The sequence below is a fragment of the Paeniglutamicibacter sp. Y32M11 genome (assembly GCF_019285735.1).
Lineage (GTDB): Bacteria > Actinomycetota > Actinomycetes > Actinomycetales > Micrococcaceae > Paeniglutamicibacter.
Map to the genome: position 1 here is coordinate 760,703 of NZ_CP079107.1, position 13,023 is coordinate 773,725.

Genomic DNA, 13,023 nt, shown 5'->3' on the forward strand with positions numbered 1-13,023 from the left:
GGCGTGGGAGGAGCCGATCCTCTGCAACCGGGATCAACGCTACGCGCTGAATAGGGTTTGCACAGAATATCCCTTGACTTTTTCTTGCTTCTTGTCCCGTGAAACGGCAAATTCTGGCGGTTCGGATTTTGATTCAGACCCATGTTCAAAGGCTGTTCCGGTGCGGACCATCCCGGGGTAGGCTCTGAATATGGGAGTAGATTGGACCGCTCTCGAAGAGGCGATACGGGTGTCGGCTCTTCGCCAGGCGGAAGAGATTATTAACCACCACCCGGACGAAGTGTTCTACGCGATCGCCCTCGATGGGGTGAGCGCCGATGAAACCGACCATATCGATTTGCCGGTTCTAGCCCTGAATTCCGAACAAGCCTTAACACGTGCCCTCAGCGGCGACGACGTGCAAACAGTTGAAGAGGACTTCGACGAGGAAAGCGACGAAGAAGGCTTCGAGGAACGTGCCGACGGTGACAACAACGGTTCTGACCGGGACACTCATCTCCACGACAACGATGTAATTCGTGATGAAGATGACGACGACGATGACGATGACGACGACGATACTGACTTCGACGACGATGAAGATATCGACGAGGTGCTTAAGGAATTTGACGCCCTGACTTCTGATGCGGAACAAGGCTATTTCTCTTCCAAATGGAATCCGGCGGACTGGCAGTGGAGTCCGATTGAGCTCTTTGATGAGTCAGCAACGTCGCTTTGGAACCAGGCGCTGACCAGCGTGGCCAAGGATCATGGCTGGGAAAAGACCAACCAGCTGTATTACGAAATGCTCATCCGCGTCACCGAATCGTTGCGCTCCGCCCTTGCCGTGGGGCGAAACGCGGATATCGTCGTTTACCTTTCCGATGAGGAACATGGCGACGCCTTGCTGCGAAGGTGCCTTACCGATGCTCAGTTGGCGAAGCACTTCCCGGAACTCGCGCATTAGTCGAATTCGATGGGTGGATTCGCTGGATGGCTAAGCCCGGTCAGAAAGGTGGAATCGTCGCTACGAACTGCGCAGTCCATAGATATCACACCGACTGAATTACCCTAGCGACATCGATCTATTCTTGCCGCGCGGCCGGAAAACGACGGCACTTCACCCACAACACATTGGGACTAATAACGCTTCAAAAACCTCTGAGAACTCGCATGAAGGTGCCAGTTTCCATGAACCGCGAGCCCCGGAGACATCGCAGAAAATAGGCGCTTGTTCCCCTCCAGAGTCAGGGAAATACATCATGAACCGCAAACGCATCATTTCCATCTCATCATCTGCGGCGCTGGTACTTGGTGCCGCAATGTTGCTGGCTGGCTGTGGGGGCAACACCGATACAACCAGCAGTCCGGCCACAACAGCGGTGGATGGCGGCGGTTATGCGCCCCCATCGAGCAGTACCGTGTCCTCGAGCACCGCGGCAGCAACGGTTGACGTGAAAACGGGATCAACGAACGTCGGGAACATCGTGGTGGACGCAAGGGGCATCAGCCTGTACGTCTTCACCAAGGATGTCAAAGGCACCAAAACCAGCGCATGCACCGGAGAATGCCTGAATGCCTGGCCCATCGCCACCACCGCCAATGCCACGCCGACGATGGACGGCGTCACCGGAGAAGTGGGAACCATCACTAGTCCCGACGGTCAGAAGCAGCTGACGATCAACGGCATGCCGCTGTACTACTTCTCGCAGGATACAAAGCCCGGGGATATTTTGGGTCAAGCGGTGCAAGGGATCTGGTACGTGGTCACGCCCGCGGGTGAAATGGTCAAGTAACGCCGCCGCCACACAAGCGGGCTGCCGTGGGGCTGGGCGCTAAGATGGGACCTGCACCCCCCTCAAACTGCACCATGGGAGACCCTTGTGAGCCGTATTGTCCTTGATCGCGTCCCGATTCGACGGGCTCTGATTTCCGTCTATGACAAGAGCGGATTGGAGGAACTGGCAGCAGGTCTGCACGCCGCAGGAGTCGCACTGGTCTCCACCGGTTCCACGGCCAAGCGCATTGCCGCCGCCGGAATCCCGGTCACCGAGGTTGAGGAAGTTACCGGCTCCCCGGAGATGCTTGACGGTCGAGTCAAGACCCTGCACCCGCGTGTACACGGCGGAATCCTTGCCGACCGTCGAGTGCCGGAACACATGAAAACTCTCGACGACATGCAGATCGAGGCCTTTGACCTCGTCGTGGTGAACCTTTACCCGTTCGTCGACACCGTTCGCTCCGGCGCGGAAAATGACGACGTTGTTGAGCAGATCGACATCGGCGGACCCGCCATGGTGCGTTCGGCAGCCAAGAACCACGCGGCCGTCTCCATTGTTGTTGACCCGGCCTACTACTCCGAGGTCATCGCCGCAGCTTCGGTCGGTGGCTTCGATCTGAAGTCGCGTCAGCGTCTGGCCGCCAAGGCCTTCGCCCACACCGCAGCCTATGACACCGCTGTCGCATCATGGACCGCAGCGCAGTTCCTCGACGAGGACGGCGACGGAGTCATCGACTGGCCCGCATACTCGGGTTTGGCCCTGGAACGCTCCGAGGTTTTGCGCTACGGCGAAAACCCGCACCAGCAGGCAGCTCTCTACGTGGACAAGGCAGCACCGGCCGGCATCGCCCAGGCCGACCAGCTCCACGGCAAGGCCATGAGCTACAACAACTACGTCGACGCCGATGCGGCATTGCGTGCAGCCTTCGACTTCGAGGCCCCGGCCGTCGCAGTGATCAAGCACGCCAACCCGTGTGGCGTGGCAGTGGCTTCGGCCGATGCCACGGATCCGATCGCCGACGCTCACGCCAAGGCTCATGCAACGGACCCGCTCTCCGCCTTCGGTGGTGTTATTGCCGCGAACCGCACCGTGACCGCTGGCATGGCCAACACCATCAAGGACATCTTCACCGAGGTTGTTATTGCGCCGGACTTCGCGCCGGAAGCGGTGGAAATCCTCTCCAAGAAGAAGAACATCCGTCTGCTGGCCCTGCCCGAGGGCTACGGACGCTACCCGAGCGAAATCCGCCAGGTTTCCGGTGGAGTGCTCGTCCAGGTGTCGGATAAGGTCGACGCCGATGGCGACGACTCGGCAAACTGGACCCTGGCAGCAGGCGAAGCAGCCGACGCTGCCACCCTTGCGGATCTTTCCTTTGCTTGGACCGCGGTGCGTGCCGCGAAGTCCAACGCCATCCTGCTGGCCAACAACGGTGCAGCAGTGGGCATCGGCATGGGCCAAGTCAACCGCGTTGACTCCTGCAAGCTTGCCGTTGAACGCGCCAACACCCTGGGCGTCACCGTGGAATCCACGGTGGATGCAGCCGGTGGCGCCTCCGGAACCGAGGGAGTTTCTGCCGAACGCGCCCGCGGCGCGGTGGCTGCCTCGGATGCCTTCTTCCCGTTTGCCGACGGACTGCAGATCCTGTTGGACGCCGGTGTACGTGCAGTGGTGCAGCCGGGCGGATCGGTCCGCGATGAAGAGGTTATTGCCGCAGCAAACGCGGCCGGCATCACCATGTACTTCACCGGTGCACGCCACTTCTTCCACTAGAAAAAACGTCACTGATCACCAGTGATCATGATGCCGCCGCTTTCCCCTATCCGGGGAAAGTGGCGGCAGTTTTTCGTTAACGGCGGTGGCCCCGAGCGAATCGCCCGGGGCCACCGTGGTCAACGGCTATTGCGGTGTTGACTAGCGAGTCTTATTTACCTTGACAAAGAAGGAAATGGCCAACCCGATCGTGGCCAATACGGCACCGATGATGAAGGAGACATGGGCGCCGGAGAACAGTGCGTGGGCTAGGTCCGATCCCGCTTCCAGCTTTGCGGTGGATAACAGGGACATGACCGTCACGAAGATGGTCGTGCCGATGGCACCACCGAGCTGCTGGCCGGTGTTGAAGATGGCCGAACCATGGCCGTAGAGCCGCGGCTCTACGGTGGACAGAGCCGAGGACATCAGTCCGGTCATCAGCAGGGCGAGTCCGACGGAGAAGACCACGTGGTTAAGCATGAACATCCACAACGCGGTGTCCGAATCCACGGTGACATACATCCACTGGCCAGCCGCCAACATGGCAGCACCTGGAATCAGCACCGGACGCGGGCCGAAACGGTCGTAGATGCGTCCGAAGATCGGGGAGACGATGGCTTGCGCCAGACCGCCGGGCAGCAGCATCATGCCGATGGACAGCGTGCTGAAGCCGGAACCTGATTCGAGGATGATCGGCAGCATCACGATGGTACCCAGCAGGGTGCCAAAGGCAATCATGATCATGAGCAGCGAGAAGGTGAAGGTGCGGGACGTGAACGGGGTGAGGTTCAACAGTTCTTTGCCTACGCGGGTCAAACGGACCTGGCGCTTGATGAACAGGCCCAGAGCAACCAGGCCGACGACGAAGCAGCCAACGGTCAAGGCAACGTTCTCGCCCAGATGTTCAAGGGTGGAGATGCCGTAAACCAGCAGGCCGAAGGCCAGCGCGGAGAGCACGACCGAAAGAACATCAAGCGGAATCTTGCGGGCCTGTGACGGGACCTTGATGAAGATGAGGCCCAGCACCAAAATGATCACGGCCAACGGTGCCATCAAAATGAAGATGTAGTGCCAGGTGAAGGCGTTCACAATGGCACCGGAAACCGTTGGACCGATGGCCGGGCCCACGGAGATGACAATGGCGTTTAGTCCCATGATGGCCCCGCGCTTATGTACGGGAACCAGAGACAGCGTGGTGGTCATCAGCAACGGCAGCACGATCGCGGTACCGACGGCCTGGATGATGCGGGCCACCAGCAGCACGGCGAAGCTCGGTGCGAAGATGGCGAGCACGGTGCCGAGGATGAAGCTGGACAGCGCGAAAATAAAGAGGCTGCGGGAGGTGAAACGCTGTAGCAGGTAGCCGGTCGTCGGGATGACCACGGACATGGTCAGCAAGAATCCGGTGGTCAGCCACTGTCCTGCGGCCGCGGAGACGGACAAGTCCGCCATAACTGCTGGCAGCGCAACGCTGAGTACCGTTTCGTTGAGGATCATCATGAATGCGGCGAGTGCGAGTGCGCCAATGATTCCGGTCAGTTGCTTTGTTGGCAACGTTGGCGGAGCCGGCCGGGTAGGAGTTTCGGGCGGCGACATCGTGTCGTCTGCGGTCTGAGCCATCGGAGGCTACCTCTTCTGTAAGTTTTTGAACTGACAAAATCATGTCATGGTCTGACACTTTTGGTAAGCTAAACCTGTCAGAGTGTGACATGAAATATAGTGGGAGGGTCTCGCCGGCTGTCGAGGCGGCCGCTACGGGGAATGAGATGAATCGTGGGTATTCGTGAAGATCACCGCGCCCAGATGCTGCGCGAGATTCAGGGGGCCATGTTGGATCTCGTGGAGGAACGCGGCCTGGATGCCACGACGGTCGGTGACATCGCGGCTCGAGTTGGGATTTCCGAGCGGACGGTTTTTCGCTACTACGCTTCCAAGGAACATGTGCTGATGCCCGGTCAGCAAAACCTGATCGAAGCTCTGGTGGATCACAAAAGCACGTCTAGCGGCGCATCGGGGATTCTGGGGGACTTATTGTCACGCTGCCGCGAACTTTTTGCGCTCGAAGTTGAACAGAGTGATTTTCGCAGGATTTCTCGGTTGATGGTCAAGGAGCCGCAGATACTGCGGATAGCTATGCATCAAGAGCGAATCTTGGTTAAGGCGCTCAGCGAGGCGCTGACGCACCGGGGCCAGCTGAGCCAGCTTCGGGCGCTGCTAGTTGCCGAGGTAGTCACTGCCGCCTGGCGGGTTGCCTGGCAAACCTTCGGCCAGCGGGAAACTGATGGCATCGACGCCGATCCGGTAGCCATCTTTGACGAAACCGTGCGTGAGTTGGGGATGCTCTTTCCTCGAGCCTGAGCCGCAGCGCCCCTGAGTTCAGTTATGACGGGTTAACTTAACGAGGGGTTGTTCCAATGACGGTGATTGCCGCGTCTTTTCGCGGTGAAATGGGCGCGGCGGAGAACGCGTCTCTCGCCACAAAAAGTGTGTGTGCGCAGTAAATCGGGTAAGTTAGGGCTGTTGAGATCAAGTCGGAGTACACATTTCCGAGAAGACCGTTCAGGGAGACGCCACACCTATGGCCAAGATTATTTATACCCACACCGACGAAGCTCCGATGTTGGCAACCCACTCGTTCCTGCCGATTGTCGAAGCGTACGCCTCGACCGCGGGTGTAGAGATCGAAACGCGAGATATCTCGTTGGCCGGCCGCATCATTTCCGTCTTTGGTGACCACCTCACCGCAGAACAGCAGATTCCCGACGCCCTGGCAGAACTCGGCGCACTGGCCAAGAGCCCAGACGCAAACATCATCAAACTGCCGAACATCTCGGCATCCATCCCGCAGCTCAAGGCCGCGATTGCCGAACTTCAGGCTGCCGGATACGCTCTGCCGGATTACCCGGACAACCCGTCTTCCGACGAAGAGACCGACGCCCGCGCGCGTTATGACAAGATCAAGGGCTCAGCAGTGAACCCGGTTCTTCGCGAAGGCAACTCGGACCGCCGCGCCCCGTTGAGCGTGAAGAACTACGCCCGTAAGAACCCGCACACGATGGGTGCCTGGACCGCAGAGTCCAAGACTAACGTTGCCACGATGGCCGAAGATGACTTCCGTGCCAACGAGAAGTCAGTAGTTATCACCGAAGCGCAGACCCTCTCGATCCGCTTCGTTGGCGAAGACGGCGAAGTTAAGGTCCTGAAGAAGGCCCTTCCCGTCCTGAAGGACGAGATCATCGATGGCACCGTCATGCACGCAGCATCGCTGGACGCCTTCTTGAAGGACGCCATTGCTCGCGCCAAGGCCGATAACGTGCTCTTCTCGGCACACCTGAAGGCCACGATGATGAAGGTCTCTGACCCGATCATCTTCGGCCACGTGGTGAAGGCCTACTTCTCCGAACTCTTCGAAACTTACGGCGAGCAGCTTGAAGCTGCGGGCCTGAGCGCAAACAACGGCCTTGCCGCCATCCTCGGTGGGCTCGACGAGCTGGCCGACGATGTTCGCGCCGGTGTTGAAGCACTGATCGCCAAGGGCTTTGCCGAGGGCCCGGACATCGCCATGGTCGATTCCGACAAGGGCATCACCAACCTGCACGTCCCCTCGGATGTCATCGTTGATGCCTCCATGCCGGCCATGATCCGTTCCTCGGGCCACATGTGGGACAAGGAAGGTGCGGAGCGCGATACCCTCGCCGTTCTGCCGGATTCCTCGTACTCGGGCATCTACCAGGTGGTCATCGAGGACTGCCGCGCCAACGGCGCCTACGACCCGACCACCATGGGTACCGTCCCGAACGTCGGCCTGATGGCTCAGGCTGCCGAGGAATACGGATCTCACGACAAGACCTTCGAGATCAAGGCCGCCGGCCACGTCCAGATTCTGGATGCCGCAGGTGGCGTGCTTCTGGAGCACCAGGTCTTCGCCGGCGACATCTGGCGCGCCTGCCAGACCAAGGACGTGCCGGTGCGCGACTGGGTCAAGTTGGCCGTCAACCGTGCCCGTGCCTCGGCCACCCCGGCCGTATTCTGGCTCGATGAGACCCGCTCGCACGACCGCGTGCTGATCTCCAAGGTTAACGAGTACCTGGCTGAGCATGACACCGAGGGACTGACCATCGAGATTCTCTCGCCGGTGGCCGCAACTCAGTACACCATCGATCGCATTCGCCGCGGCGAGGACACCATCTCGGTGTCCGGCAACGTGCTGCGCGACTACCTGACCGACCTGTTCCCGATTCTCGAATTGGGTACCAGCGCCAAGATGCTTTCCATCGTGCCGCTGATCGCCGGTGGCGGACTGTTCGAGACCGGTGCCGGTGGTTCGGCTCCGAAGCACGTGGCGCAGTTGGTCAACGAAAACCACCTGCGTTGGGATTCCTTGGGCGAGTTCCTGGCCCTGGCTGTCTCCTTCGAGCACCTGGCCAACACCTCGGACAACCCGCGTGCGCAGATCCTTGCCGACACCTTGGATGCGGCTACCGGCACCTTCCTGCTGGAGAACAAGTCGCCCAAGCGCAAGGTGGGCGAGCTGGATAACCGCGGCAGCCACTTCTACCTGGCCAAGTACTGGGCCGAAGAGCTCTCCGCGCAGACCAAGGATGCCGAGCTGGCAGCGGACTTCAAGGCCGTCTCCGAAGCACTGGGCAGCAACGAGGAAGCCATCGTGGCCGAACTCGCAGCAGTTCAGGGCGCCCCGGTTGATCTGGGCGGTTACTACCGTCCGGTTGAGGCCAAGGTTGTTGCCACCATGCGCCCCAGCGCAACGCTGAACACCGCACTGGAACTGCTCACGAAGTAGTTTCACGCCTTCAACGCACTACGGCACGGGCCGCCACCTTCCTTTTCGGAAGGTGGCGGCCCGTGCCGTTTGTGGTTGATCAGAGCCCGCGGCCCACTTCCCAGATGCTCTCCGAGGTGCCGGTCAGCAGGGCATTCACCGAGACCGCCTGGGCGTCGGTGAACGAGGCGATGTAATCCACGATCGCCCGGGACCTACCCAGTCGTCGGATCTCGCTTCCCGACGCGTTCGGAATGGCATCCGGGGACTGGATGAACAGCTGCTGATACTCGGCCGTTGCCGCCTCGACGGAATCCAGCAGCCGGCGCGGTGCGCGGGCGGAATCCTGTGGATCATCCAGCCAGGCGGACAAGCCCTCGGCCAACGACTTGATGATGCGAGTTTGCCCGCGCTGGTACAGCGCCAAATCCGAGCGCTCCAGCACAAAGCGTTCGTGTACAAATTTGAGCACCACCACATCATGCCAGGCCTCGTCGGCCAACCGGACATGCCCGCTGCGGATTTCCGGATTCTTCTCCACTGCGATCGAGCCCTGCAGCCTGTCGATCCAGCGCCGGGTGAAGGCGGTGACGGTGCGATCGGCATCAAGCCCGCCGTCATAGGGCAGGGACAACAGCCCCTCCACCAGATCGTTGTCCACCCGCTGCACCGAGGCGCGGAAGGCCTGCGCATCGGCGATCCACGGGTCCTTGGCAGCAACCCGGCGCCAGGCGCGCTCGAGCTCATGGCCGGGTAAACGTCGGTCAAGATCGCGCGCATCCAGTGCCGAGAGCTCGGGGGCGGCATCAAGCCAACGACGCAGCTCGGTGGATACGAGGGAATACTGCAGCACCCCGGCCCGATAGAAGTCATCGAGGTCATGCACCGCATAGGCAATGTCATCGGCAATGTCCATGACCGAGCATTCCAGGGTCTGCTGGTGTTCGGCGATTTGCGGGAACACCGAGAGCACATCGGCCATCTCCGCCGACTCGATGTCATAGGCCGAGAACTTGAGTGCGGGGTTGCCACCGCCAACCCCCACGCCACGCGGCAGCAGCTCCGGTGGTCGGGGCGGCATCGTCCGCCAGGCATTGCGGGTCCACGGGTACTTCAACACCGCCGCGCGTACCGCACGGGTCAGGTTCAGCCCCCGCGGGCTCGCATCGCAGCTGTCCAGCGCGGTGAGGATGCGGAAAGACTGGGCGTTCCCCTCAAAGCCGTCGGGCAAGCCGAGGATGTTGCGGGCCGCCCGGTCGAGTTCCTGTTCACCCAGATGCCCGAAGGGTGGGTGGCCCAGGTCGTGGGCGGCGGCCGCTGCCTGCACCACCACCGGATCGCAACCGCCGAGTTCGGCAACCAGGGCGCGCGTGGGTTCATCGGTGGTACGCAGGCCGATGGCGATGGAGCGAGCCACCGCGGAGACCTTGAGCGTGTGAGTGAGCCGGTTATGCACCACGGTGCCCGCCCCGGCCTGCGGGATCACCTGCGTCACCGCCGAGAGCCGGGAGAAGTAGGGGGAGAAGCGGATGCGTTCGATGTCGACGCGGAATTCGTCTTCTCCGGGCCGCGAGTCCTCGCCGATTGACCGTTCCCTGCCGCCGCTTTGGTGAGTTGTGTTCCTGTAGTCCATGGTGCGCACCAGCCTAATTCACCCGATGGCTCTGCCCGGGGCGACGCGACACAATCGCGGGCGATCCATCGCCGTAGATCGGTCGGGGGAAAACACATCGGGTGCCCATCCTTGTGGACGGGCACCCGATGTTCAAACTACGTTAGCGCGAACGCGGTGGTCCTTAGACTCGCGCCGGCAGTGGAACCGAGATTTCCGGTACGTGCCGCACGGCGCCCTTGTCCGCCGACTGAGCGAAGGCCGCGTAGGCGCGCAGGGCCGGGGAAACCACGCGTTCGCGGTCGCGGGGCCGGTAGCCGATGCTCGATTCGAGCAGCTCGCGGCGGCGGGCCAGCTCATCGTCGCTGACCTCCAGTGTGATGGAACGGGCCGGGATGTCGATGGAAATGATGTCACCGTTTTCCACCAGCGCGATAGCGCCACCGGCGGCGGCCTCGGGCGAGACGTGGCCGATCGACAGCCCGGAGGTGCCTCCGGAGAAGCGCCCGTCGGTGATCAGTGCACACTTGGCGCCCAGACCCAGTCCCTTGAGGAACGAGGTGGGGTAGAGCATTTCCTGCATGCCCGGGCCGCCGCGCGGGCCCTCGTAGCGGATCACGACGACGTCGCCGGCGACGACGGTCTTGCTCAGGATGGCGGTGACGGCGTCGTCCTGGGATTCGAAGACCACGGCTGGACCGGAGAACTTGAAGATCGATTCGTCCACACCGGCGGTCTTCACCACGCAGCCGTCAACGGAGATGTTGCCGCGCAGCACGGCCAGCCCGCCCTCGACGGTGTGGGCATGCTCAACGGAGTGAACACAGCCGTTTTCCGCGTCGGTGTCCAGGGTGTCCCAGCGCTCGGACTGTGAGAAAGCGGTGGCCGAGCGGACGCAGCCCGGGGCTGCATGGAACAGTTCGATGGCCGTCTCGGTGGCCTTGCCGCCACGGATGTCCCAATCATCGAGCCAGGAGCGCAGATCCGGGCCGTGTACGGAGCGGACGTCATGGTTCAGCATTCCGGCGCGGTCCAGCTCGCCCAAGATGGCGGGGATGCCGCCGGCGCGGTGGACATCCTCGACCAGATAGACGCCATTGGGGGCGACCTTGGACAGGCACGGGGTGCGGCGTGAAATGGCGTCGATGTCATCGAGGGTGAAATCGAGTTCGGCTTCCTGGGCCGCGGCGAGCAGGTGCAGGATCGTATTGGAGGATCCGCCCATCGCGATGTCCATGGTCATGGCGTTCTCAAACGCGGCACGTGAAGCGATCGAGCGTGGCAGTACCGAGTAATCATCCTCGAGGTAGTGCGCGTTGGTGATCTCGACGATGGCCTTGCCGGCATCCTGGTAAAGGGCGCGGCGAGCCGTGTGCGTGGCCAGCGTGGTGCCGTTACCCGGCAGCGCCAGACCCAGCGCCTCGGTGAGGCAGTTCATGGAGTTGGCGGTGAACATCCCCGAGCACGAGCCGCAGGTGGGGCAGGCATTCTCTTCGAGGGTCAAGAGGTCGGCGTCGGAGACGGATTCGTCCACGGCGTCGGCGATGGCCGAGATCAGGTTCAAGCCCTTGCGCACGGTGCCGTCAATCAGGACCGCGGAGCCACCCTCCATCGGCCCGCCGCTGACAAAAACGACCGGGATATTCAGGCGCAGTGCCGCCATCATCATGCCGGGGGTGATCTTGTCGCAGTTGGAGATGCAGATCAGTGCGTCGGCGCAGTGCGCGTTCACCATGTACTCGACCGAGTCGGCAATCAGTTCGCGCGAGGGCAGCGAGTACAACATTCCGCCGTGTCCCATGGCGATGCCGTCATCCACGGCGATGGTGTTGAATTCGCGCGGGATGCCGCCGGCCTCGATGATCGCCTCGGAAACGATGCGGCCGACGGGCTGGAGGTGGGTGTGGCCGGGAACGAATTCGGTGAAGCTGTTGGCTACGGCAATGATCGGCTTGCCGAAGTCGGAGCCTTTAACGCCGGCTGCTCGGAGCAGGGCGCGGGCGCCGACCATGTTGCGGCCGTGGGTGACTGTGCGTGAACGAAATGGAGGCATAGAACATGTTATCCAGTACCGGTCCCCAGGCGGAAGTCGCTCGTAATACTAGTAGTGGCAGTGATAGATTTGGAATCATGAGCACCGAACGCCGGCAGGAGCTGGGACAGTTCCTGCGCGATAGACGCAGCCACCTCGTCCGCGCGGAACTCGGGCTTCCGCCGATCGGGCGCAACCGCACCTTGGGTCTGCGCCGGGAGGAAATTGCCGCCTTCGCCGCGGTCAGCGTCACCTGGTACACCTGGCTTGAACAAGGCCGAGACATTAACGCCTCCCGCCAGGTCCTCGAATCCATCGCCCGCGTGCTCACCCTGACCTCCGCCGAAGCGTCGTACCTACTAGCCATGGGCGGATATACGCCCAGTCCCGTCACCGAGGTCAGCTCGATTGAGCAGGCTCCGGAGCACCTGCAGCGGCTGCTTGATGCCTTTGATTTCCCGGCGTTTGCCGTCGCCCCAGACTGGGGTATCGCCGGGTGGAATCGTGCCTACACCGTGCTGTACAACCGCATCTCGGCGGTAGATCCGGGGGACCGGAACCTGCTCTGGCTGATTTTTACCGACCCCTACCTGCGCAAGATGCTGCCGGACTGGGAAGAGACCTCACGGCACTTTGTGGCGGAGTTCCGTGCCGAGGCTGGAGCGCGACTCGGCTCCGCCGCTCATACAACGCTGCTGCGGCGCCTGAGCGAGGCCAGCGGGCAGTTCGCCAAGCTCTGGGCCGACCGCGGTGTGGAGCGCTTTGCCTCCCGGCAGCGGGTCTTCCTGCATCCGCTCGCCGGCGAGCTGGTTTTTGAGCAGCACCGGCTGGTGCCCTCGGACGCACCGGAATTGCATCTGGTGATGTACGTGCCGGTGGCAGGTACGCAGACAGCCGATCGGCTGCAAACGTTACTGGCGGAGCACACCGCCTGAGCAGCTCGCCGGTGCCCGAAGCCACAATCGCATCACGCTTCGCCTGGTTAATGGAGCGACAGTGAAGCGTCGGTCATCCGTTTGATTGGTTCCGCGCGCCAGTAGCGTTATGCGGCCCTTGCGGTGCCCGGTGAATGCTGGTCACGCTCCGG

General features: G+C 61.8%; 9 protein-coding genes. 6 read left to right on the plus strand and 3 right to left on the minus strand.

The window, feature by feature from the left end; translation table 11 throughout:
- The first annotated feature begins 190 nt into the window (after positions 1-190).
- The 3 genes from KUF55_RS03415 to purH all read left to right on the plus strand — a co-directional run bounded on the left by KUF55_RS03415 (position 191) and on the right by purH (position 3,530).
- Entirely contained in the window at positions 191-946 is a 756-nt protein-coding gene (locus tag KUF55_RS03415; RefSeq protein ID WP_218818000.1) for a DUF4303 domain-containing protein, read from the plus strand.
- Between the two features lie 295 nt (positions 947-1,241).
- Positions 1,242-1,775: a hypothetical protein gene (locus KUF55_RS03420; protein WP_218818001.1), complete on the plus strand. Its 534-nt coding sequence runs from the start codon at positions 1,242-1,244 to the stop codon at positions 1,773-1,775.
- Positions 1,776-1,862: 87 nt separating this feature from the next.
- The gene (purH, locus tag KUF55_RS03425) at positions 1,863-3,530 is read left to right on the plus strand and encodes a bifunctional phosphoribosylaminoimidazolecarboxamide formyltransferase/IMP cyclohydrolase (protein WP_218818002.1); all 1,668 of its coding nucleotides are present in this window, start codon (positions 1,863-1,865) and stop codon (positions 3,528-3,530) included.
- A gap of 141 nt (positions 3,531-3,671) precedes the next feature.
- Here the strand turns inward: purH and KUF55_RS03430 are convergent, their stop codons facing one another.
- On the minus strand, positions 3,672-5,132 hold the full coding sequence (locus KUF55_RS03430) for an MDR family MFS transporter (protein WP_218818003.1): 1,461 nt from the start codon (positions 5,130-5,132) through the stop codon (positions 3,672-3,674).
- 183 nt (positions 5,133-5,315) lie between these two features.
- On the opposite strand from KUF55_RS03430, the gene KUF55_RS03435 reads away from it, so the two are divergent.
- Together KUF55_RS03435 and KUF55_RS03440 are read left to right on the plus strand one after the other, a co-directional pair.
- Complete coding sequence (locus KUF55_RS03435; protein WP_218818004.1) at positions 5,316-5,870, plus strand: TetR/AcrR family transcriptional regulator; 555 nt, start codon at positions 5,316-5,318, stop codon at positions 5,868-5,870.
- A 220-nt stretch (positions 5,871-6,090) separates the two neighbouring features.
- Positions 6,091-8,313, plus strand: a complete 2,223-nt coding sequence (locus KUF55_RS03440; RefSeq protein ID WP_218818005.1) for an NADP-dependent isocitrate dehydrogenase — start codon at positions 6,091-6,093, stop codon at positions 8,311-8,313.
- A gap of 79 nt (positions 8,314-8,392) precedes the next feature.
- On the opposite strand, the gene KUF55_RS03445 is transcribed toward KUF55_RS03440, so the two are convergent.
- Both KUF55_RS03445 and ilvD read right to left on the minus strand, forming a co-directional pair.
- The gene (locus KUF55_RS03445) at positions 8,393-9,925 is read right to left on the minus strand and encodes a deoxyguanosinetriphosphate triphosphohydrolase family protein (RefSeq protein WP_218818006.1); all 1,533 of its coding nucleotides are present in this window, start codon (positions 9,923-9,925) and stop codon (positions 8,393-8,395) included.
- A 163-nt stretch (positions 9,926-10,088) separates the two neighbouring features.
- Positions 10,089-11,957, minus strand: coding sequence for a dihydroxy-acid dehydratase (ilvD, locus tag KUF55_RS03450; protein ID WP_132362122.1), 1,869 nt, complete (start codon positions 11,955-11,957; stop codon positions 10,089-10,091).
- Positions 11,958-12,034: 77 nt separating this feature from the next.
- On the opposite strand from ilvD, the gene KUF55_RS03455 reads away from it, so the two are divergent.
- Positions 12,035-12,871, plus strand: coding sequence for a helix-turn-helix transcriptional regulator (locus tag KUF55_RS03455; RefSeq protein ID WP_218818007.1), 837 nt, complete (start codon positions 12,035-12,037; stop codon positions 12,869-12,871).
- Positions 12,872-13,023: the final 152 nt, after the last annotated feature.

Coding starts and splice junctions, on each gene's coding strand:
- KUF55_RS03430 (WP_218818003.1), bottom strand. CDS start 5,132: ATGGCTCAGACCGCAGACGACACGATGTCGCCGCCCGAAACTCCTACC.
- KUF55_RS03415 (WP_218818000.1), top strand. CDS start 191: ATGGGAGTAGATTGGACCGCTCTCGAAGAGGCGATACGGGTGTCGGCT.
- KUF55_RS03445 (WP_218818006.1), bottom strand. CDS start 9,925: ATGGACTACAGGAACACAACTCACCAAAGCGGCGGCAGGGAACGGTCA.
- ilvD (WP_132362122.1), bottom strand. CDS start 11,957: ATGCCTCCATTTCGTTCACGCACAGTCACCCACGGCCGCAACATGGTC.
- KUF55_RS03455 (WP_218818007.1), top strand. CDS start 12,035: ATGAGCACCGAACGCCGGCAGGAGCTGGGACAGTTCCTGCGCGATAGA.
- KUF55_RS03420 (WP_218818001.1), top strand. CDS start 1,242: ATGAACCGCAAACGCATCATTTCCATCTCATCATCTGCGGCGCTGGTA.
- KUF55_RS03440 (WP_218818005.1), top strand. CDS start 6,091: ATGGCCAAGATTATTTATACCCACACCGACGAAGCTCCGATGTTGGCA.
- KUF55_RS03435 (WP_218818004.1), top strand. CDS start 5,316: ATGCTGCGCGAGATTCAGGGGGCCATGTTGGATCTCGTGGAGGAACGC.